22 protein-coding genes and 1 pseudogene are annotated in these 24,499 nt (G+C 71.9%); 18 read left to right on the forward strand and 5 right to left on the reverse strand.

Annotation, left to right across the window (positions count from 1 at the left end; translation table 11 throughout):
- Positions 1 to 246: 246 nt before the first annotated feature.
- Positions 247 to 1,689, reverse strand: a complete 1,443-nt coding sequence (locus tag ABT112_RS06535; protein ID WP_351506240.1) for an MFS transporter — start codon at positions 1,687 to 1,689, stop codon at positions 247 to 249.
- A gap of 236 nt (positions 1,690 to 1,925) precedes the next feature.
- Between ABT112_RS06535 and ABT112_RS06540 the strand changes: the two genes are divergently transcribed.
- Positions 1,926 to 2,807, forward strand: coding sequence for a helix-turn-helix transcriptional regulator (locus ABT112_RS06540; RefSeq protein WP_351506242.1), 882 nt, complete (start codon positions 1,926 to 1,928; stop codon positions 2,805 to 2,807).
- On the opposite strand, the gene ABT112_RS06545 is transcribed toward ABT112_RS06540, so the two are convergent.
- Entirely contained in the window at positions 2,780 to 4,234 is a 1,455-nt protein-coding gene (locus ABT112_RS06545; RefSeq protein WP_351506244.1) for an MFS transporter, read from the reverse strand. The two genes, ABT112_RS06540 and ABT112_RS06545, sit on opposite strands and share 28 nt — an antisense overlap.
- Positions 4,235 to 4,421: 187 nt before the next feature.
- On the opposite strand from ABT112_RS06545, the gene dusB reads away from it, so the two are divergent.
- A complete protein-coding gene (gene dusB, locus ABT112_RS06550) occupies positions 4,422 to 5,582 on the forward strand; it encodes a tRNA dihydrouridine synthase DusB (protein ID WP_351506246.1) in 1,161 nt (386 codons plus the stop codon).
- Positions 5,583 to 5,589: 7 nt separating this feature from the next.
- On the opposite strand, the pseudogene ABT112_RS06555 reads toward dusB, so the two are convergent.
- Positions 5,590 to 5,894, reverse strand: a pseudogene (locus ABT112_RS06555) (glycogen debranching N-terminal domain-containing protein); the annotation flags it as partial.
- Between the two features lie 609 nt (positions 5,895 to 6,503).
- Here ABT112_RS06555 and ppdK point away from each other — a divergent pair.
- Positions 6,504 to 9,218 (forward strand): pyruvate, phosphate dikinase, encoded by a 2,715-nt coding sequence (gene ppdK / locus ABT112_RS06560; protein WP_351506249.1) that lies wholly within the window; start codon positions 6,504 to 6,506, stop codon positions 9,216 to 9,218.
- A gap of 298 nt (positions 9,219 to 9,516) precedes the next feature.
- Here ppdK and ABT112_RS06565 read toward each other — a convergent pair whose 3' ends face one another.
- Together ABT112_RS06565 and ABT112_RS06570 are read right to left on the reverse strand one after the other, a co-directional pair.
- Positions 9,517 to 10,113, reverse strand: coding sequence for a GNAT family N-acetyltransferase (locus tag ABT112_RS06565; RefSeq protein WP_351506251.1), 597 nt, complete (start codon positions 10,111 to 10,113; stop codon positions 9,517 to 9,519).
- Positions 10,113 to 10,883 carry a GntR family transcriptional regulator gene (locus ABT112_RS06570; protein ID WP_351506253.1) on the reverse strand — a complete coding sequence of 257 codons (771 nt, stop codon included), beginning with the start codon at positions 10,881 to 10,883 and terminating at the stop codon, positions 10,113 to 10,115. Before ABT112_RS06570 ends, ABT112_RS06565 begins: the two co-directional genes overlap by 1 nt.
- A gap of 776 nt (positions 10,884 to 11,659) precedes the next feature.
- On the opposite strand from ABT112_RS06570, the gene ABT112_RS06575 reads away from it, so the two are divergent.
- The 15 genes from ABT112_RS06575 to ABT112_RS06645 all read left to right on the forward strand — a co-directional run bounded on the left by ABT112_RS06575 (position 11,660) and on the right by ABT112_RS06645 (position 24,257).
- Entirely contained in the window at positions 11,660 to 11,848 is a 189-nt protein-coding gene (locus ABT112_RS06575; protein WP_351506255.1) for a hypothetical protein, read from the forward strand.
- Positions 11,849 to 11,956: 108 nt separating this feature from the next.
- Positions 11,957 to 12,409, forward strand: coding sequence for a plasmid transfer protein KilB (gene kilB, locus ABT112_RS06580; protein WP_351506257.1), 453 nt, complete (start codon positions 11,957 to 11,959; stop codon positions 12,407 to 12,409).
- A gap of 89 nt (positions 12,410 to 12,498) precedes the next feature.
- Positions 12,499 to 12,759, forward strand: a complete 261-nt coding sequence (locus ABT112_RS06585; RefSeq protein ID WP_351506259.1) for a DUF6284 family protein — start codon at positions 12,499 to 12,501, stop codon at positions 12,757 to 12,759.
- A complete protein-coding gene (locus ABT112_RS06590) occupies positions 12,759 to 13,040 on the forward strand; it encodes a DUF6303 family protein (protein WP_351506261.1) in 282 nt (93 codons plus the stop codon). The genes ABT112_RS06585 and ABT112_RS06590 overlap by 1 nt, the downstream gene beginning before the upstream one ends.
- Entirely contained in the window at positions 13,037 to 13,537 is a 501-nt protein-coding gene (locus ABT112_RS06595) for a hypothetical protein (RefSeq protein WP_351506263.1), read from the forward strand. Before ABT112_RS06590 ends, ABT112_RS06595 begins: the two co-directional genes overlap by 4 nt.
- Positions 13,534 to 15,231 carry a coiled-coil domain-containing protein gene (locus ABT112_RS06600; RefSeq protein ID WP_351506266.1) on the forward strand — a complete coding sequence of 566 codons (1,698 nt, stop codon included), beginning with the start codon at positions 13,534 to 13,536 and terminating at the stop codon, positions 15,229 to 15,231. The genes ABT112_RS06595 and ABT112_RS06600 overlap by 4 nt, the downstream gene beginning before the upstream one ends.
- Complete coding sequence (locus tag ABT112_RS06605; protein ID WP_351506268.1) at positions 15,231 to 15,566, forward strand: RRQRL motif-containing zinc-binding protein; 336 nt, start codon at positions 15,231 to 15,233, stop codon at positions 15,564 to 15,566. The genes ABT112_RS06600 and ABT112_RS06605 overlap by 1 nt, the downstream gene beginning before the upstream one ends.
- Before the next feature lie 92 nt (positions 15,567 to 15,658).
- Complete coding sequence (locus ABT112_RS06610; protein ID WP_351506270.1) at positions 15,659 to 17,767, forward strand: hypothetical protein; 2,109 nt, start codon at positions 15,659 to 15,661, stop codon at positions 17,765 to 17,767.
- A gap of 97 nt (positions 17,768 to 17,864) precedes the next feature.
- On the forward strand, positions 17,865 to 20,030 hold the full coding sequence (locus ABT112_RS06615; protein ID WP_351506272.1) for an AAA family ATPase: 2,166 nt from the start codon (positions 17,865 to 17,867) through the stop codon (positions 20,028 to 20,030).
- Positions 20,031 to 20,256: 226 nt separating this feature from the next.
- Complete coding sequence (locus ABT112_RS06620; RefSeq protein ID WP_351506275.1) at positions 20,257 to 20,466, forward strand: hypothetical protein; 210 nt, start codon at positions 20,257 to 20,259, stop codon at positions 20,464 to 20,466.
- A gap of 10 nt (positions 20,467 to 20,476) precedes the next feature.
- Positions 20,477 to 20,995, forward strand: coding sequence for a hypothetical protein (locus ABT112_RS06625; RefSeq protein ID WP_351506277.1), 519 nt, complete (start codon positions 20,477 to 20,479; stop codon positions 20,993 to 20,995).
- A 12-nt stretch (positions 20,996 to 21,007) separates the two neighbouring features.
- Positions 21,008 to 21,142, forward strand: coding sequence for a hypothetical protein (locus tag ABT112_RS06630; RefSeq protein ID WP_351506279.1), 135 nt, complete (start codon positions 21,008 to 21,010; stop codon positions 21,140 to 21,142).
- Between the two features lie 87 nt (positions 21,143 to 21,229).
- Entirely contained in the window at positions 21,230 to 21,943 is a 714-nt protein-coding gene (locus ABT112_RS06635; RefSeq protein ID WP_351506281.1) for a class I SAM-dependent methyltransferase, read from the forward strand.
- Complete coding sequence (locus tag ABT112_RS06640; protein ID WP_351506283.1) at positions 21,940 to 22,779, forward strand: bifunctional DNA primase/polymerase; 840 nt, start codon at positions 21,940 to 21,942, stop codon at positions 22,777 to 22,779. Before ABT112_RS06635 ends, ABT112_RS06640 begins: the two co-directional genes overlap by 4 nt.
- A gap of 2 nt (positions 22,780 to 22,781) precedes the next feature.
- Positions 22,782 to 24,257: an AICE element replication initiation protein gene (locus ABT112_RS06645; protein ID WP_351506285.1), complete on the forward strand. Its 1,476-nt coding sequence runs from the start codon at positions 22,782 to 22,784 to the stop codon at positions 24,255 to 24,257.
- Positions 24,258 to 24,499: the final 242 nt, after the last annotated feature.

Below are 24,499 nucleotides of genomic sequence, written 5' to 3' on the forward strand. Positions count from 1 at the left end.
TGGGCCCCGGCCGTCCTCGCTCTGTTCCGGCCCCGGCCTCTGCCTCGGCCGGGGCTTCTGGCTTCCGCATCGCTCCGGCGCGGTCTCGCACTCCTCCGGCTGTGGCCTCCGCGCCGGCATACGGGCCTCCGCCCCGCCGAGCGCTCGGTCACGCTCGGCACATCGGCCCTCCGTCAGTTGTCAGGTGGCGTGGGAGCTCCGCCGTGCCCCGCGCCCGGCCCTGTATCCGCTCGTCGGGCCCGCCCCTCAGGTCACCGTGCGCGGCAACCGCAGGCTCAGCAGCACCGTCAGCGTCACCAGGCCCAGTTGGACGACGAGCGTGCCGACCAGCGCGTCGCGCATTCCCACCGCTTCGTCCAGCACCAGGAACAGGCTGCCGAGGGTGGCCACGCCCAGCGCCAGGCTCGACTGCTGGGTGGTCACCATGACACCGCTGCCGACCCCGGCCCGGTCCCCCGGCACGTCCGCCAGCACGATGCGGTACAGCACGGGCAGTTGGAACCCCTGTCCGAACCCGGCCAGTGCCGTGCCCGGCAGCAGGTCCCCGAAGCCCAGCTCCGGCCAGTTCCGCAGTGCGGCCATGACGATCAGTGCCAGTCCCGCGGCCTGGAGCAGTCCACCGGCGGTCACCACTCGGCTGCCGTACCGGCCGATCAGCCGCGGGCCCATCAGCGAGGCGATGAAGAAGGCCAGCGCCATCGGTACCAGCGCCAGGCCGGCCGCCACCGGCCCGAGGTGCAGCCCCTGCTGAAGCGCCACCGCCACGACGAACATGAAGCCGCCGAAGCCGATGGAGAACGGCAGCACCATCGGCAGCCCGCGCCGCAGCCCCGGCAACGCCAGCAGGCTCGGCGGCACCAGCGGCGTACGGCCCTGCCGGTCGGCCCGTCGTTCCACCGCCCAGAACGCGCCGACCGTGAAGGGGACCGCCGCCAGCAGGACCCAGGTCCACAGCGGCCAGCCCGCGGCCCGTCCCTCGGTGAGCGGCACCAACAGCGCGGTCAGCGAGATGCCCAGCAGGACGGTGCCCGGCAGGTCGACCGGCGCGGGCCGTTCGGAGCGGGTCTCCGGGACGGTACGGGCCGCAAGCGCCAGGCCGAGCAGCGCCACCGGCACATTGACCAGGAAGACCGAACGCCAGCCGGTCCCGGCCGGATCGGCCGCCACCAGAACGCCGCCGAGGACCTGCCCGGCGACCATCGACAGCCCCGCCGTCGCGCCGTACAGGCTCAGCGCGCGCCCCCGGCGGGCGCCGGATGTCGTCGCCTGGATGGTGGCCAGCACCTGGGGGAGCATCAGGGCCGCGGCGGCGCCCTGCGCCACCCGGGCGGCGACCAGCGACCAGGCGTCCGGCGCGACGCCGCACGCCAGTGAGGTCAGGCCGAAGGCTGCCATTCCGGCGAGGAAGAGCCTGCGGCGACCGAACATGTCCCCCAGCCGGCCGCCCAGCACCAGGAGGACGGCATAGGAGACGCCGTACCCCGCCACCACCAGTTCCAGCAGTGCGGGGCCGGCGGAGAGCTCCCGGTCGATGGACGGCAGGGCGACATTGACGATGAAGAAGTCGATCAGAGGAAGGGAGGCGCCCAGCAGCACGGTGAACAGGCCGAGTCGGCCGAGTGCGGGCGGCGCGGCAGCGGTCTCCGCGGTGTGGGTGGAGGTCGGGGTGTGTAGTCGGGTATCGCTCACGATTCCGAGCATCGATCAGCGCTGAGCCGGGTACCAGAGTCTCCTTATCCTGGTATCGGGACTACCTGGAAACGGGCTGAACGGTGCGGCACCCTGACGTTATGACCACTCCAGCGCAGGCGACGACCCCGCAGTCCGCGACGGCCCCGCAATCCAGGTCGACCCCGCGGTCGGAGACGACCCTGCTGCCCGGGACGGCCCCGCGGTCCAGGTCTACCCCACAGTCCCGGACGGCGGTGCAGGAGTCGGGCACCCGGGCCACCGTCCCGAAGCGCCCCCAGGGGGAAGCGGCGCAGCGGGCCGCGCTCGCCGCCTTCCTGCGCAGCCGCCGGGAACGGATCGCCCCCGAGCAGGTGGGACTGCCCCGGGGGCGGCGTCGCCGTACGCCCGGCCTGCGCCGTGAGGAGGTCGCGCAGCTCTCCGCGGTGGGGGTCACCTGGTACACCTGGCTGGAGCAGGCGCGCCCCATCCACGTCTCCGCGCAGGTCCTCGATGCCGTCGCCCGTGCCCTGTTGCTCGACCCGAGCGAGCGCAGCCACCTCTTCGCGCTCGCCGCGGTGTCCGACCCGGCGCCCGGGCGCACGTGCGCCACAGTCTCCCCGTCCCTGCGCCTGATGCTGGAGCAGTTGGAGCCGTACCCGGCCTGTGTCCAGAACAGCCGGTACGACGTCCTCGCCTACAACCGCGGCTTCGCGCGGCTGATCGTCGACCTCGACGCGCTGCCGTACGAGGACCGCAACTGCATGTGGCTGGGCTTCACCAACGCCGACTGGCAGGCCGCCCTGGTCGATCTCGAGGAGTCGCAGCGGGCGATGGTGGCCAAGTTCCGGGCGGCGATGGCCGGACACCTCGCCGAGCCCGCCTGGACCACGCTGCTCCACCGGCTCCAGCGGGTCTCGCCCGCGTTCCGGACGTTCTGGGAGGAGCACGAGGTGCTGAACGCGACGGATCAGTTGAAGCGCATCCGGAATCCCCGGGTCGGCATGCTGCACCTCCACCACACCAGCCTCTGGCTGAGTCCCCGGCAGGGGCCGCGGATCGTCACCTACGTCCCGGCGGACGACGAGTCGCGCGAGCGGCTGGAGCGGCTTCACGCCCTCGAGTTCGCGGACGCCTGATCCACCGTGCCCGGCTCGAGCAGGGCGGCGGTCCGCTGGGCCGATCGGGCCGCCCAGCCACCGGTGGTGGCCAGGCCCACGGCCAGTACCACCGCACCGCACCCGGCGATGATCCACCAGGCCGGGCCGCTCGCCGCGACGAACGCCCCGGCGTCGGCCGTTGCGCGTACCCCGGTCGCCAGCACCGCGCCGATCACCGCCACCCCGAGCGACTGACCGACCTGCCGGCTGGTGGAGGCGACGGCCGCGGCCACGCCCGCCTGGGAGCGCGGCATGCCGGAGACCGCGGTGTTGGTGATCGGCGCGTTCACCAGGCCGAAGCCCACGCCGAACAGCACGTAGCCGGTGAGCAGCAGTCCGTCCGAGCGCTGCGCGTCGAACACCGCGAACAGCAGACCGCTCGCGGCCATCGACACCCCGGCGAGCAGCAGCGGCAGCCGGGGACCGCGGACGGCCACCAGCCGTCCGGACAGCGGTGCGCAGACGAACGTCGTCGCTGCCATCGGCAGCATCCACACCCCGGCCTGCAGCGCCGACAGCCCCTTGATCTCCTGCAGGTAGAGCGTGCTGAGGAACAGGAAGCCGCCCAGCGCCGCGAACGCGCTCACCGCTATGACCGTGGCTCCGCTGAACGGCGCGCTGTGGAAGAACCGCGGGTCGATCAGTGGCTCCTCGCGGCGCTGTTCGTAGCGCACCAGGGTCACGGCGGCGAGCAGCGCGACGGCGGCGCAGGTCAGGATCAGCGGCGAGGTCCAGCCGGCCGCCGGGCCCTCGATGATCGCGTAGGTGAGGGATCCCAGCAGGGCGATGACGAGCAACTGGCCGACGGCGTCCACCCGCCGGGGCCGTGCCGCCCGCGACTCGGGCACGTACCGGGCCGTGAGCACCAGGGCCGCCAGCCCCACCGGCAGGTTGAGCCAGAAGATGGACCGCCAGCCCACACCGTCCACCAGCACCCCGCCCACCAGTGGTCCGGCGGCCATGCTGATTCCGACGACCCCGCCCCAGACGCCGATCGCGCGGGCCCGCTCCCGGGGTTCGGTGAAGGTGTTGGTGATGATCGACATGGCCACCGGGTTGAGCATCGAGCCCCCGACGGCCTGCACCATCCGGAAGGCCACCAGCCAGCCCAGGCCGGGAGCCACGCTGCACAGCACCGAGCCGACGGTGAACAGCACCAGACCCGCCTTGAACACCCGCCGCCGACCGATCCGGTCCGCCGTCGAGCCGGCCAGCATCAGCAGCGAGGCCAGCACCAGGGTGTATGCGTCGATGGTCCACTGTAGGCCCGGGACGGAGGCGTCCAGGTCGCGGCGCATGGCGGGCAGGGCGACGTTCAGAACGGTGTTGTCGAGGCTGACGATCAGCAGGCTCATACAGCAGATACCGAGCACGAGCAGCCGCCGCCGGTGGCTGAGTCCGGACACGGTTGAACCGTACAACCATCGGTCGGGTGGCCACGAGGAACCGCACCGTGCGGACCGTCCCCGGGATGCGGGACAACCGTCCCCGCGGATGCGGGACAATGGGAGGCCGTCCCGCCGGATACCCGGTCCCCGAGACCGCACCGCGGGGACGCCGACCCGCCCGTCACGCCTGAAGGACGCTCTCCCGATGACCCAGCTGCAGATCGGTCCGCACACGGTGCAGCCGCCGGTGGTCCTGGCCCCCATGGCCGGCATCACCAACGCGCCGTTCCGCACCCTGTGCCGCGAGTTCAGCGGCGGCAAGGGGCTGTTCGTCAGCGAGATGATCACCACGCGGGCGCTGGTCGAGCGGGACGCCAAGACGATGCGGCTGGTCCACTTCGACGGGACCGAGAAGCCCCGCTCCATCCAGCTCTACGGAGTGGACCCGGTCACGGTCGGCAAGGCCGCCCGCATGATCGCGGACGAGGACCTGGCCGACCACATCGACCTCAACTTCGGCTGCCCGGTGCCCAAGGTGACCCGGAAGGGCGGCGGCTCCGCCCTGCCCTTCAAGCGGAACCTGCTGCGTTCCATCCTCCGGGAGGCCGTCGCGGGCGCAGGCTCCCTGCCGGTCACCATGAAGATGCGCAAGGGCATCGACGACGACCACATCACCTACCTCGACGCGGGGCGCATCGCTGTCGAGGAGGGCGTCACCGCGATCGCCCTGCACGGGCGCACCGCGGCGCAGCACTACGGCGGCACCGCCGACTGGGACGCGATCGCCCGGCTCAAGGAGGCCGTGCCGGAGATCCCGGTGCTCGGCAACGGGGACATCTGGTCGGCCGACGACGCCGTGCGGATGATGCGGCAGACCGCCTGCGACGGCGTCGTGGTGGGCCGGGGCTGCCTCGGGCGTCCGTGGATCTTCGGAGACCTGGTCGCGGCCTTCGAGAACCCGGACGGGCGTGAGCCGGGCGAGGCCGGTACCGGCCCCGGACCGGCAGCCCCGACGCTCAAGGAGGTGGCGGTCGTCATGCGGCGGCACGCCCAGCTCTTGGGGGAGTGGCTGGAGGACGAGGCACGGGGTGTCATCGACTTCCGCAAGCACGTCGCCTGGTACACCAAGGGCTTCTCCATCGGCTCGGAGATGCGCAAGAAGCTCGCGATCACCTCGTCGCTCGACGAGCTGGACGCTCTGCTGAACGAGCTGGACCTGGACCAGCCCTGGCCGCAGGGCGCGGACGGCCCGCGCGGACGGACGTCCGGCAGGAACCGGGTGGTCCTGCCCGACGGCTGGCTCGACGACCCCTACGACTGCGCCGGGATCGGGGCCGACGCGGAGCTCGACACCTCCGGCGGCTGACCCCGAGGACGGCGTGCGGGATTCGGCCCGGCTGCTCCTGCCGGCCGGTGCCGCCGAGCGCCGGGGGCTCGTCGTACGCCGTGCCCTGGGCCGCGGCGAGCGCCGGCAGGGTCGCGGCGGCCGGCTCTCGGGCCGGTACGGCAGGGCGAACAGCGAGGTGAGCAGCGAGTCGCGCCGCGAGAGGGCGAGGAACCAGCGGATGCCGGCCCCGGGCACCCGCAGCGGCTCCCCGCCCGGGCCGTTCGCCGGGATGCGCAGCCCGGCGAGGTCGGCCAGCCCCTGCTCACATGTGCGGGCCGGCTCGGGCCGGCCGATGAGATCCCGGGGCCGCTGGGCGGTCGGAGCCCGCCTGCGCGGCGGTGACGAGCACATCGGGAGCTGCGCCGTCCACGGTCAGGACCAGGAGATGGTGCCCTGGCATGCTGCCGGCCCCACCCTTCGTCGCGCTCCGTCCGGAGCTGGTCACTTTGAGTCTCCGTGTCACGGAAACGGTCGACGCTGCGGGTCGCCGCGCGGATGCTCATCTGAGCTGACGTCGCTCCGAATGTGTCCACGGAATGAGATTCGGCCTTCGCTGAGCGCGTGATCCTCGCCACCCCTGATAGGGCGTCCGCTCAGATGAGCGCTCGGAGGCGGGGTGCGCCTTTTCAATGGGTGGCACTGGGTGCCACCCATTGAAGCTTCTAGAATTGAACAATCTTCTCGCGGTAAGTGATTGAATCTCGCATAGTAGTAGCGCTCAGTAGTTATGAGTTCAATTCTTAAAGACGCTCAGATGAGTGGCCTTCGAGCTCCGCACTTTCGATCTGGTGGCGGACGAGTGGTTACAGCCGCATGACGGCCGAGTGGACGTACTCACATGCCTTCGATCTGGGTACGCTCCCGGCCGTCAGGGCAGCCGTCCGCGAGGAGTCGAGTCCCGTGTCGGAAACAGAAGATCAGCAGAAGTTCGTCTACGACTTCACCGAGGGCAACAAGGGCCTCAAGGACCTGCTCGGCGGGAAGGGGGCCAACCTCGCCGAGATGACCAACCTCGGTCTCCCGGTGCCTCCGGGCTTCACCATCACCACCGAGGCCTGCAAGGTCTACCTCGACAGCGGCAGCGAGCCCCCGGCGCTGCGGGACGAGGTGAGCGCCCACCTCGAGGCGCTCGAGCAGAACATGGGCAAGAAGCTCGGCCAGCCGGACGACCCGCTGCTGGTGTCCGTACGCTCCGGTGCCAAGTTCTCCATGCCCGGCATGATGGACACGGTCCTCAACATCGGCCTCTCCGACGAGTCGGTGAACGGGCTCGCCGCGCAGGCCGGGGACGAGCGGTTCGCCTGGGACTCCTACCGGCGGCTCATCCAGATGTTCGGCAAGACCGTGCTCGGCGTCGACGGCGACCTCTTCGAGGAGGCCATCGAGGAGGCCAAGCAGGCCAAGGGCGTCAAGGTCGACATCGACCTCGACTCCGCCGACCTCCAGCGGCTCGTCGAGCAGTTCAAGGGCATCGTCGCCAAGGAGACCGGCCGCGAGTTCCCGCAGGAGCCGCGCGAGCAGATGGACCTCGCCGTGCGAGCCGTCTTCGAGTCCTGGAACACCGACCGCGCCAAGCTCTACCGCCGCCAGGAGCGCATCCCCGGCGACCTGGGCACCGCGGTCAACATCTGCTCCATGGTCTTCGGCAACCTCGGCCCGGACTCGGGCACCGGCGTCGCCTTCACCCGCGACCCGGCCAGCGGCCACCAGGGCGTCTACGGCGACTACCTGCAGAACGCGCAGGGCGAGGACGTCGTCGCCGGTATCCGCAACACCGTGCCGCTGGCCGATCTGGAGCGGATCGACAAGGCGTCGTACGACCAGCTGATGCAGATCATGGAGACCCTCGAGACGCACTACAAGGACCTGTGCGACATCGAGTTCACCATCGAGCGCGGTCAGCTGTGGATGCTGCAGACCCGGGTCGGCAAGCGCACCGCGGGTGCCGCCTTCCGGATCGCCACCCAGCTCGTGGACCAGGGGCTGATCGACGAGGCCGAGGCGCTGCAGCGGGTCAACGGCGCCCAGCTCGCCCAGCTGATGTTCCCCCGGTTCGACGAGAACGCGAAGACCGAGAAGATCGGCCGCGGCATCGCAGCCTCCCCGGGCGCGGCCGTCGGCAAGGCGGTCTTCGACTCCTACACCGCGGTCAAGTGGTCCCGCTCGGGTGAGAAGGTCATTCTCATCCGCCGGGAGACCAACCCCGACGACCTCAACGGCATGATCGCCGCCGAGGGCATCCTGACCTCGCGTGGCGGCAAGACCTCGCACGCGGCCGTCGTCGCCCGCGGCATGGGCAAGACCTGTGTCTGCGGCGCCGAGGAGCTCGAGGTCGACACCAAGCGGCGGCGGATGACCGCGCCCGGCGGCGTGGTGATCGAGGAGGGCGACGTCGTCTCCATCGACGGCTCCTCCGGCAAGGTCTACCTCGGTACGGTGCCGGTCGTGCCGTCCCCGGTCGTCGAGTACTTCGAGGGCCGGATGCACGCCGGCGCCGAGGACGCGGACGAGCTGGTCAAGGCCGTCCACCGGATCATGGCCTACGCGGACCGGGTGCGCAGGCTGCGGGTACGGGCCAACGCCGACAACGCCGAGGACGCCTCGCGGGCCCGCCGCTTCGGTGCCCAGGGCATCGGGCTCTGCCGCACCGAGCACATGTTCCTCGGCGAGCGGCGCGAGATGGTCGAGCGGCTGATCCTGGCGGACGCCGAGGACGAGCGCGACGAGGCGCTGGGCTCCCTGCTGCCGCTGCAGCGCGACGACTTCGTCGAGCTGTTCGAGTCGATGGACGGGCTGCCGGTCACCGTGCGGCTGCTCGACCCGCCGCTGCACGAGTTCCTGCCGGACATCACCGAGCTGTCTGTCCGGGTCGCCCTCGCCGAGTCCCGCAAGGACCCCAACGAGAACGACCTGCGGCTGCTCCAGGCCGTCCACAAGCTGCACGAGCAGAACCCGATGCTGGGCCTGCGCGGTGTGCGGCTCGGCCTGGTCATCCCGGGGCTGTTCGCCATGCAGGTGCGGGCCATCGCCGAGGCCGCGGCCCTGCGCAAGAACGCCAAGGGCGACCCGCGGGCCGAGATCATGATCCCGCTGGTCGGCACGGTGCAGGAGCTGGAGATCGTGCGCGACGAGGCCGAGCAGGTCATCGCCGAGGTGGAGGCCGCGACCGGCACCGACCTCAAGCTGACCCTCGGCACCATGATCGAGCTGCCGCGGGCCGCGCTGACCGCCGGCCAGATCGCGGAGGCCGCCGAGTTCTTCTCCTTCGGCACCAACGACCTCACCCAGACCGTGTGGGGCTTCTCCCGGGACGACGTGGAGGCGAGCTTCTTCACCGCGTACCTGGAGAAGGGCATCTTCGGCGTCAGCCCGTTCGAGACGATCGACCGTGACGGTGTCGGCTCGCTGGTCCGGAACGCCGTCGAGGCCGGCCGGGCCACCCGTCCCGACCTCAAGCTCGGCGTCTGCGGCGAACACGGTGGCGACCCGGACTCGGTCCACTTCTTCCACGAGGCGGGACTGGACTACGTCTCCTGTTCGCCGTTCCGGATCCCGGTGGCGCGTCTCGAGGCGGGCCGTGCGGCCGCCGAGAGCGAGGGCAGCGACCACCGCTGAGAAGTGGCGGGGCGACGGTCGGCGCCTCGCCACGCACGCCGGAGCACCCGCCGGGACTCACCCTCGACCCGGCGGCTTCGGCACCTGAATGGGGCGGCACCTTGTGCGGAGGTGCCGCCCCTCCGGGCATCATCGGCAGAGACTGTCAAGCCACGCCGCTGAGCAGGTGAAATGGCGTTTGCTGGCGTTGGTTGCCGTTGAACCCGCGCGAGGCTGTTGTGCCCTCATTGTGCCCTCCGGTGATGGCCCGAGACTCAGCAAGGCCCCTGCGAATCCCGGTACGTGGGCCGCGTATCGCTCACTCACCGGGCACCCGGAGACCCTTCTGAGGTTGCAGTGGAACTGGGAGCGTCTGCTGCATTAGGGGAGCGTCCTGGTGCATGGTCACGTGGGCGGAGCGTTGCGCCATCCAGCCTGAGAGCCGGTGCGAAGGCGCCTCTGTGCGCACGTGATGGAAGCCCTCGCGCAAGTAGTACTCCTGAAGGGGGACGTTGGCTCGCCAGCAATCGAGCCGGACCCAAGGCTTTCCCTGTGAGCGAGCTACGGAGCCGACCCAGTCGAGAATGCGCCCGCCGAGCTGCTGGCCGGCAGCCTTCCTCGCAGTGATGAGCTTTGCAACGTAGACGCCCGTTTCGGGCTCGTCCTCCTCGTTCCAGAAGTCCCGGTCTGGAGGAGCAAGGGTCACGGTGGCAAGGATGGCGGCACCGTTCTCCACTACCCACGTCCGGTGGTGCTCGATGTCCACCTTCCATTTCGCCAGGGCTCGATCACGGAACCCTGGCGTTCGCCACTGATCGATACCGGCTGCCGCAAGCCAGGTCTCAGCTTCGATCCTCAGACCCATCAAGGCGTCACTGTCGTTCGTCGTGGCGCGCCGGATCTCGTGATCGTTCATCAGACGTCCAATTCGTAGACGAGAGTGTTCAGGTGCCCCGGCGCCACGGTCACCATGACTCGGACCGGCACGCCGTCTTCGCCGTACCCCACCCGGGAGTGACGCGTGACGGGAGTTCCGACTCCCTCGGGGAGTTGCAGGCGGGCGGCCTCTTCCGGCGTGGCCGGCGGCCATGAACGAATCTCGTCTCGGAGCCGCTTTTGCGGGTGTCCGCTGAAGGCGAGGATCCCGCCGGGCCGGGTGACGTCCTCTTCGACCATGAGGTCCGTGTCCAGGGCCACGGCGGTGGGGAACCAGGAGTCTGCGAGCTGGAACGGGGTTCCGTCGACGCGACGGACGCGGCGGCGGGCAACGACGAACGTGCCTGGCGCGATGTCCAGCCAGGCCGCAATGTCTTCGGGAGCGGGCTCGACGCTGACTTGAGGGGTGTCCTGAGTGGCCTCGCGGCCTTGTTCCGAGGCGGCGGCCTTCCAGTCGTCGCGGCCGGTGGCGCTGTCGTCGCGCCGGTCTCCCCGCTCGAACTGATGGAGGCGCCACTCAAGGGGACGTACATCTCGTACGAAGACCCCCTTACCTTGGCGGCCTTCGACTTGCCCACTCGCTTTGAGTAGCGAGATCACGCGGTAGATCGACTTGTCCCCGACGCCGAACTCCTTCACCAGGTCGCTCGTGCTGGGGAGCTTCTGGCCGGGCTTGAGGTCGCCCTTGGCGATGCGATCGAGCAGGACGTCTGCGATGTCCCGGACCCCCGGGGCTGCCTTGGATGCCATGCCCAGCAGGTTACCCAACTTCCGGTCGGAAGTTTCGATCTCGCCGATCCGCTTCGTGTCGGATGTCGCCGCTGGTCAGGTGACGATTCGTCAATGTGCGTGCTCAGGACGCCAGTGCATCGCAACCTGACTTCGTGTCGGAAGTAGTTGACGGACCCTCATGGATGGCTCTACCTTCTTGCTCATCGGAACTTCCGACACGAAGTTCCGGGTCGCCCGGACGGCCCCGTGACACGGGTTGAAAGGAAGCGGTCGTTCCTTCAGAACTCAACAGCGTTCATTCGACGGGGTTCGAGTCCCCGTCCCCGCAACGGCCCGGGTGATGGCCATGGCGGCCACTTTGTGGCAGGCGAACCTGTCCTGCCCTGCGTGTCAGCTCTGGAGAAACGCTCTCGGGGAGCATGCCTTCACCTCTGGAGGACAGCCCCTTGGGCGCCACCTGATGCGCGCCGCCCTGCTGGCGTCAGAGCAGCGACGATGACGCGCCCGATTCCACCGGCTCGGGACCGGTGCTCCGTGGCAACGGCGCACCGGTGAAGCCGTGTCCCCGCGTTCTGGGAGGTCGGTGTGAACCGACGACATATCTCGGCGCCGCCCTGATGGACCGGCCGGCGGCGCCTTCACGACAACCGGTCCGCCTCCACCACCGCGGCGCTTCGCGCTGCGGCCGGTTGCCTCCTCCGCCCGTCCGGTCCCGCGCACTGCGCGGTGCCGTACGGGCGGGGCCGAGGGGAGCCGGACATCCGTCTGGATTCGACCCGACAAGGGAGAAGTCCATGTCCAGCAAGAAGACCGAGGTCTACACCTTCACCGCTGTGGTCAGCGACGAGGAGTGCTACCCCGACACCTACAACGTCAGGGGCCGCCTGGCCTCCTCCTCCCGGCAGGAGGCCATCACCAAGGTCGAAGCTTCGCTGCGCTCTCGCGGCTACGAACCGAACGAGCTGACCGTGCGCAAGGCGTAGCCGAGGGCGGCCGGTTGCCTCCTCCGCCCGTCCGGTCCCGCGTACTGCGCGGTGTCGTACGGGCGGGGCTGAGGGGAGCCGGAACGCCCGGCCCCGAAAGGGGGAGCTATGGAGATCGCTGCCGCCGTTGTCGCGGTCATCGGCACCGTGCTGGGTGCTGGTGTCGTCGGTGTCCAGCAGTACTACGCGGCCCGGTCGCAGCGCCGCGAGGCTCTGCGGGACCAGGCATTGAAGGCCCTGTGCGAGCTGAGCACCGCGCTGGCCGATCACCGCCGCGCGATGTGGGTGCGCGAGGACCTGCGGCTGTCCGGTGCGGCGCCGTCCGATGTCGCTGCTGCCCGCGAGGCCAGCCACGTCACCCGGTCCGCCGTCACCGCCCCGCAGGTCGCCCTGACGACGCTGCTGCCGCAGCTCCGTGCCGATGTGGACGCCGCTGTGCGCGCCACGTACGAGATGCGCGGCGCCTCGAACGCTGCCGTCCTGGCGTCCTGGCGTGAGTCGGCCGTCGACGCGGCCGACGCCCTGGCGGGCGCAGCGGCACGCGCCCTGTCCCGTTCCTGATCCACCACCCCGCAACGGCCCGCACCCCCCGGAGTAGCCGCTCCGAGGGGTGCCTTCGGGCCGTCCACTGTGAAGGAGAACACGACCCAATGAGGTACATCGTTCCTGTTCAGGCGGTTGTTACCGCCGCCGAGTTCGACCGTGAGCCGACGGCCGCGGAGCTGGACGCGATCGAGCACGAGATGCCGCTGATCCGGGCGGAGGTCGAGCTGCTGGACGCGCAGATCGCGACGCTGGACCGGGCCCCGTTGCCGCTGGACCGGCGGCGGGTCCGGCGGGCCCGCCGGCGGGTGCTGGCCGCCCGCCGGGAGCTGAGCAACCGCGCCGCGGGTTCGCCGGAGGTGGCGTGATGGAGCAGACGTTCATCGCGCAGATGGCGGCCCGCGACGGCCGGTGGCGGCTGTACGTGGTGCTCCTGAACACCACGGCGGTGTGGCCGGAGCATGACTTCGGCCGTGCCGCTGGTGTGCCGACGCTCACGCAGCGCGCGCAGGCCCTGGATGCGCTCGGCTACACGGTCGCGGACGAGGTCGAGTGGGAGTGGATCGAGTACAGCGAGATCCCCGATGACCCGGCGAGCGCGGTCGTTCTGCTGGGCGCTGTCAGCGTCCGCCGGAAGGAGGAGCGGTGATCCGCATTATCACCCGCACCCGTCTGGTCGCCCTCCAGCAGGAGGCCGACCAGGCCCGCGCGCGTTCGCGGGAGGTACAGGCGTCCGCAGATGCCGCCTACGCCCGCCACGTGCGTACCGTCCACGACCTGAGCGCCAAGGCGGATGCCGCTGAGCGCGAGGTCGACGCGGAACGAGCCGACGCGGTGATTCTCCGGGAGGTCCTGGAGTGCACGGAGGCCCTGCTGGCCAGCGCGCGTGCGACGGTGACTGAGCAGGCCGCGCGGATCGACGCGCTGAGCGGCGACCTGAACGCGATGGCTGAGGCTGTTGCGCTGCTGCACTTCGGGCAGCTCCACAGCATCCACCCCGACCGGCCGGCCGCCAAGCGGCACGCCGAGGCATGCGGTGCGGCTGAGGGGCGGTGGGTGGCCAGTGGCGCTCCCGCTTCGGAGGTGGCCTGGTGCGTCGTGTCGCTGCGGTCCCTGGCGGTTGCGGAAGGCGGTGGCCAGGGATGATCCAGAACCTGATTGGCATCGTGCCGGACGGTCCCGGCTGGCTGTCCTGGGCCGGTCCGCTGGTCTGTGCGCTGGTCGCGGTCGCTGTCGCGCTGTGGGGTGTGGGCCGTCTGCGGAAGTCGGCGTGGCTGGCCGGTATCGGCCCGCAGGCCGTGGTGGCGCTGGGCGGTGTGGCGGTCAGTGTCTACGGGCTGTGGGGCTTTGCCACCGACACCGTGCACCTGCCCAAGGTCCTTGCGGTGGCGTTCATCTCGGTGTTCGACGCGGCGGAGATGACGCTGCTGGTGATGCTCTACCGTGCTGCCGACCCCGAGGTCGGGTGGACGCGGGAGCTGCGGTTGATGCACCGCACCGCCTGGACCCTGGTCAGCTTCTCCGGCGCGATGAACGCCGTCCACGCCCCGAACTGGTGGGCCCGGCCGGTGCTCGCCGCGGTGCCGGCCTTGGCCGCGTGGCTGATCGAACTGCAACTGCGCAGCAAGCTCCACACCCCGCGGCACGATCCGGATGAGGATGTGCGGCCGGGCCCGGCGCGGCTGGTGGCGCTGCTGTGGCAGCACGCCTGGTCGGGCATCTTCGCTCTCCTGGGGCTGGACGCGCGTACCTCGTCCTCGGCCATCGCCCGCGCCGCCATGGCCCAGCGGGCCGCCCTGCACGTCTACCGCCTGCGCCTCGCCCTGGAGAGCACCCCGGCCGGCGGGTCGCCGCGGGCCGCCCGGCGGGCCCAGCGCCGTCGGGAGAAGCTGCGGGGGCGGGCCCAGAAGGCGTTGGACCGTGCGGACGTGGCCACCGACCCGAACCAGTCGCTCGCCCTGGCGCGGCGCCTGGCCGCGCTCACCCGGGCGGAGGAGGTTGCGCGGCTGGACTACTCCGACGCCCTGGCTGTCCTGGCGATGATCGAGGATCTGGCGGTCACGCCCGGGGCCCAGCGCATCGCCTCCTCTGCTCTGGCGGAGGAGGCGGAGGGTGCGCGGCGGCGCGCGGATGCCGCGCGGGAGGAGGCCGAGGCCGCGCGGCAGCGCGCGGAAGAGGCGTTGACGGCCGCGCGGGAAGAACTGGCCCGGGTGCAGCGGGCGCGGGATGCCGCTCTGGAAGACCAGGACGGCGCGACCGCCACCATCGAGGATGCGCGGCAGCGCGCGGAGACCGCGCGGCAGGAAGCCGACGCCGCGCGGCAGCGCGCGGCAGACATCCTCACCACCGCGCAGACCGACGCCCAACGGCTGCGCACCGACGCCGAACAGGCTCTCACTCAGGTGCGGAACGCCACCGCCGAGCAGCAGGACGCGCTGAACTCCCTGCTGTCTCAGGCACGGCAGGCCGACGAGCAGGGGCGGGGGCGGCAGGAGGCGTTGACGCAGCTCAACGCGGAGATTCAGCAGGCCACGCTCATCCGTGACCGGCTCCGCGGGGACCTCGCGGCCCTCACCCCCCAGGCTCCCGACGGCGCCACCACGGGGGACGGTCCGGTGTGGAAGTCGCCTGCCAAGCAGGAGGGCTGGCAGCACTACCTCCACACCCTGGACACCACCCAGGGCCGGGCCGAGCCGACCGCGGCCGAGCTGGCCGAGCGGTTCGGCGTCGACGGTGGCAACGCCCGCAACTGGCTGCGGGACTTCCGATCCGCGCGCGCCGCGCAGCTCGCCGCGCACCAACCGCGCGCCCTGGCCGCGGTCAACGGCACTGACCGCTGATGAGCACCCTGCCCGTCTACCTCTGGCGCCTGGCGCCGGAGGGGCTGGCCACGCGCCGGCAGCTCCGCGCCCTCGGGCTACGCCCCGGGGGTCAGGATGTCGTCGCGGAACTCCAGCGCCCGCGTCGCCGGCGCGGGCCGCTGGTGGCCTACCTCTACCGGATCGACGCCGCGAAGCCGGTTCGGCCGATGACGGCCGCGAAGTGGGCGGCGCTGGGCAAGGCTATGGCCGCTCGCCGTCTGTGTCCTGGCTGTGGCGTGGACCGCGGCTACACCATTCCCGCGTCTTTGGGCGTCTGCGTGGTCTGCGCGGATGCTCCGGCGCTTGCCGCTTGAGGGCCCTGAACTGGGCCGTTCGCATGGCGCCCCCGGCCCGCTTCCTACGGCCCGGCCGGGGGCGCCCTTTCACTCCGAGAGGAGCTGTATCAGTGTCCAACACCACGGCGCCCAAGCCGAAGAATCCGGACACCCCGACCGACACCGAGGTCCCGTCCGGCCAGGACGCCCAGGTCGTTCCGATTGAGGTCACGGTCAACCAGGCCGACCAGCCCAGCGCAGAGGGCTCCAGTCGTGCCCCGCGGGGGACGCTGCGGGCGCTGCCGGCATCGCTGTTCGGCGCGGAAGTGCTGACCACCGGTGGGGCCGCGCTCTACTCCGCCACCGGGATCGTCGGCACGGTCACGGCGGCCGGTGTGGTCACGGCCGCGACCGCCGCTGCTGCGGCCACGAAGGCAGTCCGCTCCCGCCGGACCACCGGCCCCCGCAAGCCCGGACGGGCCGGAGGGAGCGCCGCCTTCGGCAGCGCGGGCGGCTCCCGGGGCGGCGGCCGCCGCTCTTCCCGTGGGGCGGGCGGTGGCCTTGCCGGTGGTCGTCGTGGTGGTTCCGCCGGTGGTGGCGGGGCTGCTGGGCGTGGTTCCGGTGGGCTGATCGGCCGTCAGCGCCGCTCCGGTACTTCGGCGTCCAGCCCGATGGCCAGCACGCCGAGGACTGGCGGCTCCGGCCCGGCCGGATCCGGCCGGGGCGCCCGGGCCGGGAACCGGCAGGGGTGGAGCGGCCGTACGGGTTCGGTCTCCGGGCTCGGGGGCCCGGCCCGAGGGAACTCCGCTGTCGGCACGGGTGGCCGTCGCGGTTCGGCCGGGGGCGGGTCCGGTCGCGGCAGCAGCGGCTCCGGCACCGGGCGTATGGGGTCGCTGCTGGGATCCCGCCGGGGCAGGGGCCCGCGGGGTTCCGGCGCGGGCTCCGAGGCCGGGAACACTTCGGGTGGTCGTGTGGGGTCGGGTCGGGTGCGGTCGACGGTGGCGGCAGCTGCTCGGCGTGCAGGCCGGGCCGGACGCGGGGTGGCGGGTGCCGGGCGGGCGGTGTGGAACTCCGGTCCCGGGCAGGCGGCCCGGGGCCGGATCCGCAGCGCCGGCAAGGCGGCCGTGGGCAAGGCCAAGGCCGCCCGCGCCGCTCTGGCACAGCGTGCCCGCACTGCCGGGGGCCGTTTGGGCCGGTTGGTGAAGGCTGCGCGGGCGGCGCTGGGGAAGCGGCTGCGGGCTTTGGGTCCGTTCCTGGCCCGGACCGCGCAGGCCGCCGGGCTGGCCGCCTGCGCGGGTGCCCTGGCCGCGCTGCCGGGGCTGCTGCTGGCGCCGGTGGCCCGGCTGTTCGGCCGGGCGTGGTCCAAGGGCCCGGCCACCTGGGGCGCCCGCGTGGCGCGCTGGGTGTGGCGGCGCCGGATGGACCGGGCCCGGCAGGCCTTCGCAGCCGCGGTCCGTCCCGATGTCCTGACCGATTTCACCGAGCCGGGCCGCAGCCGCCCCACCTGGGGAACCGCGCACTTCGGAGGGAACCTGATGTCGCACTTCCAGCGCGAGACCGAAGCGGTCCGCGACGCCTACGCCAAGTACGACCCGCCCATGATGCTCGCGGTGGCCGCCGAGTACTGGGGCCTGCCCGAGGGCGTGACCGCCGTCGGAGAAGCCGTCCGCCAGCTCGCGGTGAACACCGCGGACCAGTACCCGGCCGATGCGCGGATGGCGGACCTGGTCGCCCAGGTCTACGCCCTGGTCCACCAGGCCGCGCAGAAGGCCGCCGAGGTCGGCCCGCTGTTCGCCGGGCTGCACGAGCACGACCTGAAGCGGCTGGAGGAGCCGCGGGTCAACGAGCACATGTGGAACATCCTCGAACGCCGTCCCGACGGCGGCTACCAGCAGCTCGGTCCCTCGCACTTCGTGGCCGCCTGCCAGGACATCGCCCACGTCTACGCCCGCTACGAGCCCGGCCACATGCGGCAGGTGGCCGCCGAGTACGAGGGCATCCCCGACGGTCTTGAGAACATCGCTGCCGCCGTCAGCCTGCTGCAGGTCCGCAGCGCCGAGCGCTACCCGGTGGAAAAGCCCGTGGTCGACGCCATCGCCGACGTCCACTCCCTGCTGATCAAGGCGGCCTCGGCCGCGCAGGAGCTGTTCCCCAACTTCCGGCGCCTGCACGCCCCCGACATCGCCCGCCACGAAGCCCCCCGCAACGGCGAAGAGGGCGAAGCGATGTGGGACGGCTGACCCACAGCAGCCAACGGCGGCGGGCCGGACACCAAGCGCCACGGTGTCCGGCCCGTCGCTGCTTCCCTGCCCGTCACTCACGGAAGCGAGGACCCTGATGGCCCGCAGCTTCGCTCTGGACTGGGGCTGGAACGTCAGCCCCGCAACCGCCGCCGCCCTGGTGGCCGGCGGCGCCTACAGCATCGCCTCCCTCGGCTCCCTGACCGGCCTGCCCGCCTCCCACGCCCTGCTCGTCGCCGGGACCGGCGCCACCGCCCAGGCCGCCGCCGACCTCTACCAGCACCGCCCCGGCGGCCACATCACCGCCCGCTGCGCCGCCTGGCTGGCAGCCGGGGGCTGGACCGCGGTCGCGCTGGAAGCCCACACGCCGCTGACCTGGCATGCGGCCGGATGGTGGGCGGCCGGGACCGCCGCCGGCATCACCCTGGCCCGCGGCCTGGTCCGCGCCGAGCAGACCGCCCGGGCCGAACGGTCGGTGCGGCGCCTGCAGAAGTGGGCCAACGGCCAGGCCCGACAGTGGGACGAACGCCTCACCCGCCTCTTCCGCCTCAAAGACCACGAGGTGGACGGGGTCAAGCCCTGGCCCGGCGAGGTCGGCTACACCGTCCGCGTCCGGATGCCCTCCGACACCCCCGAACTGCCCGCCGACGCCCCGCGCAAGCTCGCCGCCGACCTCCGCCTCCCACGCGGCGGGGGCGTGCAGATCGTGGACGGCGAAGTCCACGGCCAGCTCCAGATCCGCGTCACCAGCGTGGACGTCATGGAGAAGGACATCCCCTTCCCCGACGACACCGAGACCACCACCATCTACGACGGACTCGCCCTCGGGCTGCGGCCCGACGCCAACCCCGCCGTGATCCCGGTGGTGGACACCTGCGCGCTGCTCACCGGGCAGACCGGCTCGGGCAAGACGAACACGGTCAACGTCGCCAACGCCCAGGCGCTCAAGACCAACGACACGATGGTGATGCACATCGACACCACCGGCGCCGGGATCTCCCTGCCCTGGCTGCGTTCCTGGGCCCTGGACGGCGACGCCGAGGTGCCGGTCATCGACTGGACCGCCGACACCGAGACCGAAGCCCACATCCTGTGTGACGTGCTGATCGCGGGCATCGGCTCCCGCAAGGCGGGCTACCAGGACCTGATGGACGCCGTGGACGACGACAAGATCCCCGTCTCCCCGGACGTGCCCGAAGTGCTGCTCATCGTGGACGAGATCGCCGAACTCTCCCGCCCCCTGCTGGAGAAGCTGGACACCATCGTCAACACCGGCCGCGCCGCCCGGGTCCGCACCATCATCTGCGGCCTGCGCGCCACCCAGGACGTCATCACCGCCGCCATGAAGAAGCAGTCCCGCGCCCGGGTCGGCATGCGCGTCTCCGACCCCGAGGAGCTGCACCACCTCTTCCCCACCGGCGGCGTGCGGCTGGACCCCAAAGCCGCCTCCCGCAAGGGCAGCGGCTTCATCGGCGCCCCGGACGCCGAGGACGTCGACACCGACCCCACCCCCTTCAAGGCCTACCGCATCCCCCCGAAGCAGATCCGCGGCCTCTCCCCGAAACTCGCACCACGCCGCCCCCGCCTCGACAAGGTGTTCCTCGACACCGAACCCGCCCGCTTCTACGCCTCCCGCTGGGGCCGGATCCTCCCGCGCCTGTACAAGACACAGAAGCTCGCCGACACCACCCGCCCCTACACCGACCTCGACGTCCTCCACCCCGCCGCCGACGACATCACCGGCCTGCCCACCACCGGCACCGGGCCCTGCACCACCACCGCGGCCGCCCCGACCGCCGAGGGCAGTCCGGCCCCGGTCGCCGAACGGCGACGGTTCGGGGCCTCCGCGCTGGACGACCTCCTCGGCTCCGTCGGCAGCACCGCCGAGGAGCAGACGAGCGCCCCCGACGGGGGCGGCGAAGCGGAGGACGCGACGGTGATCCGGGCCGCGTTCGGACGCGTCGTGGCCCAGGCCGGCGGACCGGCCGACCGGCCCTCCCCGGTGCCGCGGCTTCTCGCCGACGCGCACAACGAGGTCGTCGCCGCGGGCGGCCGGATGCACACCGGCGACCTCGCCGCACGGCTCGGCATGGACGCCACCGCGCTCGGCACCGAGCTCGGCGAACTCCTCCGCCAGGTCGGCGTCGAGCGGCCCGGCGTCGGCACCGTCCGCGCCGGAACCGAGGGCAAGCCCAAGGCCGGATACCTCGCCGACACCCTCGCCGACGCCATCCGCCGCTACCACGCCCAACACGCACAGTAGCGGCGCCCGGCTGTGTGGCCCCACACAGCCAGCCCCACACGGACCCCCACACAGCCTGTGTGCCCCACACACGGCCGTGTGGGGCCGTGACCTGCGCGTGTGGGGCGTGTGGGGGCACACACCAGCACTCCCCGAACCGGCCCCGAGGGGCCCCTCCGGGCCGGTTCCCGGGCCTCTCGCCGGCCGCTGTGTGCGGCACACGGATTCCGACACAGAAAGTGACGCCTTGACGCTCACCATCCCCGCAGCAGTCCTGCTCGCCCTCATCCTCGCCGCCCAGCTCCGCAACGGCACCGCCCGCGCCGGCGGCGCCCTCACCGCCGCGCTGTTCGGCTTCTTCCTCGCCTCCACCGGAATCGCCCCCGCCATCACCCACGCCCTGGACGCCCCCGCCATCACCCACGCCCTGGACGCCATCGCCCAACTCATCAGCTAGGAGCCCCGCCATGACACTCCCGCGCGAACTCCTCGACCCCCGACCGGCCCCGCCCGCGCCGGTGGTCCACCGGGGACCGGTCGCCATCCCCGTCCAGCCGGTCAACGACCCCGCCTACATGGCCCGGGTCTGGGACCTCATCCGCGAAGAGGAACACCGCCACGCGGCGCTCGCGAACACCGCGCCCGTCGCGTGGACCCACGCTCCGGCCCCGATGCCGGGCGCCCATCAGGTGCCCGCGGCACCGGCCGTTCCGGCGTGGGTGTGGAAGTACAGCGCGCTGAGCCTGTCCACCGGCGGAACGCTCGCCCTCACCGGCTGGGGCATCGGCCAGCTCGCCCCCGCACTCCCGCACCTGGAAACGCTCCTCTACGCCATCGCCGCACTCGGCCTCGCGCTCACGGTCGGCATCGGCTGGCTCCGCACCACCCTCACCAGCCACCGGCATGCCGCCCCGACGCAGATCACCCAGCACGTCACCGCCACCGGCCTCTTCGGCCGAGCCCACGGCACCATCCACCACCACTGAGGAGCACCGCCCGTGTACGAGGACGACGAGTTCATCGACTGCGAACTGTGCGAGCCCACCGACGACAGCGAGCCCTACCCCCACCCGCACTGCTGCCAGTGCGGCGACACCGGGTACGGCGACGTTCCCGAGTGCGCCTGCGAGTAGCAACGCCGAGGGCGGCCCCCTCTCACGCCAATGAATCGGGGCCGCCCTCGTCTGCCAGCAATCCCGAGAGAACTGGAGGCATCCAGCATGACTCAACCTGCCCGGATCCGGCGACCCCGCGTGCTGCGGGTCCTGGACGCGTTCTCCTGCATCGGTGGCGCGGCCCGCGGCTATCAGCGCGCCGGTTTCCACGTCACCGGCGTGGACCTGGTCCCGCAGCCCGACTACTGCGGCGACGTCTTCCACCAGGGGGATGCGATCGAGTTCATCCGCGCCCACGGTGCGGAGTTCGACTTCATCCATGCCTCCCCGCCCTGCCAGGGCGAAGGAGCCCCCACCAAGGGCACCAACGCCGCCCGCAACAAGGCCACCGGCCGCACCCACCCCCGCCTGATCACACCGACCCGGGCCGCGCTGGAGGCGACCGGGGTGCCGTACGTGATCGAGAACGTGGCCGGTAGCACCGTGCGCAAGGACCTGCGGCTGTGCGGTGAGATGTTCGGCCTGGCCGTGCTCATGCACCGCTACTTCGAACTCGGTGGGTGGACGACCCGGCAGCCGGCGCACCCCGTCCACCGCGGTCGGGTCCGTGGCTGGCGGCACGGCGAGTACTTCGACGGCCCCTACGTGGCCGCCTACGGCTCCGGCGGCGGAAAGGCCACCGTGCCCGAGATCCGCGCGGCCAAGGGCATCGACTGGTCCACCGACCACTTCCGGCTGAGGGAGGCCCTGCCGCCCGCCTACACCGAGCACATCGGCTGCGCCTTCCTCGCCTCCCGCACGCTGGAGGTGGCGGCATGAGCGAGCACCTGCGTACTGCGCTCGACCTCGCGGCGTCACAGATCCCGGTCCTGCCGCTGCGGGCGGGCAAGGTCCCCTTCGGTAACTGCCCGGCCTGCGCGGGCAACGCGTGCGGCGGGCGGCCGAACATGAAGACCCCCGGGCCCTGCGCCTGCTCCGGCGTCTGCCACGCCTGGGCCGCCGCCACCACCGACCCGGCCGTCATCGCCTCGCCCTCGTGGGGTGCGGCGTGGCGGCAGGCGGTGTGTGTCGGCTACCACCCCGGCGGCGCCGGGCTGACCGTGGTCGACCTGGACAACGCGGAAGCCATCGCATGGGCCCACGGCGCCCTGCCCGCCACGCGGACCGTGCCGACGACGCGCGGTGAGCACTGGATCTACCGGGGCGCCATGCGCTCGGTGAACGCCGTCCGTCCCGGCGTCGACATCAAGTCGACCATGGCCTACGCCCGGTGGCTCGGGCCCGGGACCGGCACCATGACCGCCCTGCCGGACACCGTCCGTGCGCTGGCAGTGAGCAAGCCCGCCCCGGCTCGGCCCGGACCGCAGGCCGTCACGGTGCCCGCGCTGGCCGGGGGCGGGGAGTGCCGTCATCGCACGCCCGCGTTCCTGGAGCGCGGCATCGCCATGGCGGAGCAGCGCATCACCGGGGCGAGTGAGGCGGTGCACACGACCGTCTACCGCACGTTCCTGGCCGTGCTCTCCACGCACGGCCGGTGCGGCTGCCTCACCCACGCCCACATCACGCGCCTGTTCACCGCCGCGCAGGCCAAGGGCGAAACCGTCCGGCACTGCACCGACGCCTGGGCCAACGCCCGCACCGCACTGGGGATGTGACCATGGCAGACGACGAGAAGACCCCCGCCCGCGAGGTCATCACCGACTACGCGCAGGCTCACTTCCGGTATTTCCGCACCCCCGACGGCACCGTGTACGCGCAGAGGAAAGGCCACCCCGTGGCCCGTCCGATCCGCTCACAGGGCACGACGGGCAGCCACCGGCAGGAACTCATGGTCGGCCTGTTCCGCGACGGACGCGGCGTGTTCAACGGGACCGCGCTCAAGGAAGCGTTGGACCTGATCGAAGCACTCGCGCTGAGCGAGGACGTGCAACCGGTCCGCATCCGCGTCGCTCCCGGGTTCGACGGGGCGACGTGGCTGGACCTGGGCCGCGACGACGGGCAGTCCGTCCGCATCCACCCCACCGGCTGGGAGATCACCGTTCCCGACCCGCGCGAGGTGTGCTGGCGCCGCACCCAGCTCACCGGGGAACTGCCCCTGCCGGCCAAGGACACCGACGGCAAGGGCATCGACCTGCTTCTGCGGCTGTGCAACTTCGCCACCGCCGAGACCGAGTGCCTGGCCATCGCGTGGCTGATCGGCTGCCTCGGCCCGTCCGTGCCCGTCCCTGCCCCCTTCCTCACCGGCCCGCAAGGCGCGGGCAAGTCCACCGGCGGGCGGATGCTCACCAGGATCGTGGAAGGCATGAGCGGGGACCTGCGGCGCGCTCCGAAGGATGAGGAGAACCTGATCGCGGCGGTCGCAGCCGGATGGGTCACCGCCCTGGACAACCTCTCCCACATGACCCCCGAACTGTCCGACGCCATGTGCTGCATCGTCACCGGCGCCGAGAGCGTCAAGCGCGCCCTGTTCACCGACGGGGACGTCTTCCGCGTCGGCTACCGCCGCCCCCTGCTCCTCACAGGCATCGACGTGGGCGTCATCCGCCCCGACCTCGCCGAACGGCTCCTGCCACTGCGTCTGGAGCGCCCCAAGGTCCGGCGCACCGAAGCGGAGCTGTGGGCCGAGTACGCCGAGGTGCTGCCGGTCGTCCTCGGGTCGCTCCTGGATCTCACCGTGAGGGTCCGCGCGGTGGACGCGGAGACTCCCACTGATCTGCGGATGGCGGACTTCGCGCACCTGTGCGCCCAGCTCGATGCCGCCACCGGGCTCGGGGCGCTCACCGCCTACCGGGCGAGCCTGGACGACCTGAACGACGACGTGATCGAGGGTGACCTCCTCGCGCAGACCGTCCTCCGGCACGCCGACACAATCGCTCCGGGCGCGGCGCAGCGGATGACCTCTACCGAGTGGCTGCACCTCCTGAGCGGCATCTACAGCAGCGACGAGCCGCGTCCTCTGCCCAAGGGGTGGCCGACGACGGGCAAGGTCCTTTCCGACCGGCTCAAGCGTCTCCAACCGACCCTGGCCGCCCGGGGCGTCCTCATCGACTCCGGGCGCACCAGCACGGGCCGCTACCTCGAAATGACCCGCCCGGCCGCCTCGCCCCCACACGCGCAGGGGCGCGTGTTCTGACCCACGGCCACGCGCCGCCGGACAAGCAAGAAGAGCACCACCTGCCAGGGGTGCTCCTCTTGCTGTTCGGCGCAACGCGCCGCTCGAAGGACGCGCCGCGAAGCGGCTCCTTCTTCACGCTTTGAGGCGCCACCCAGCACCACAACAGACACCACCCCCTCTTTGTCCTAAGAGGGAAGACACTGCGTCATCTGCGTCACGCGGGACGCCAAACGGCCCCTGACCTGCGGCGAACGGCATGA

The sequence above is a fragment of the Streptomyces sp. NPDC002055 genome (assembly GCF_040296705.1).
GTDB lineage: Bacteria > Actinomycetota > Actinomycetes > Streptomycetales > Streptomycetaceae > Streptomyces.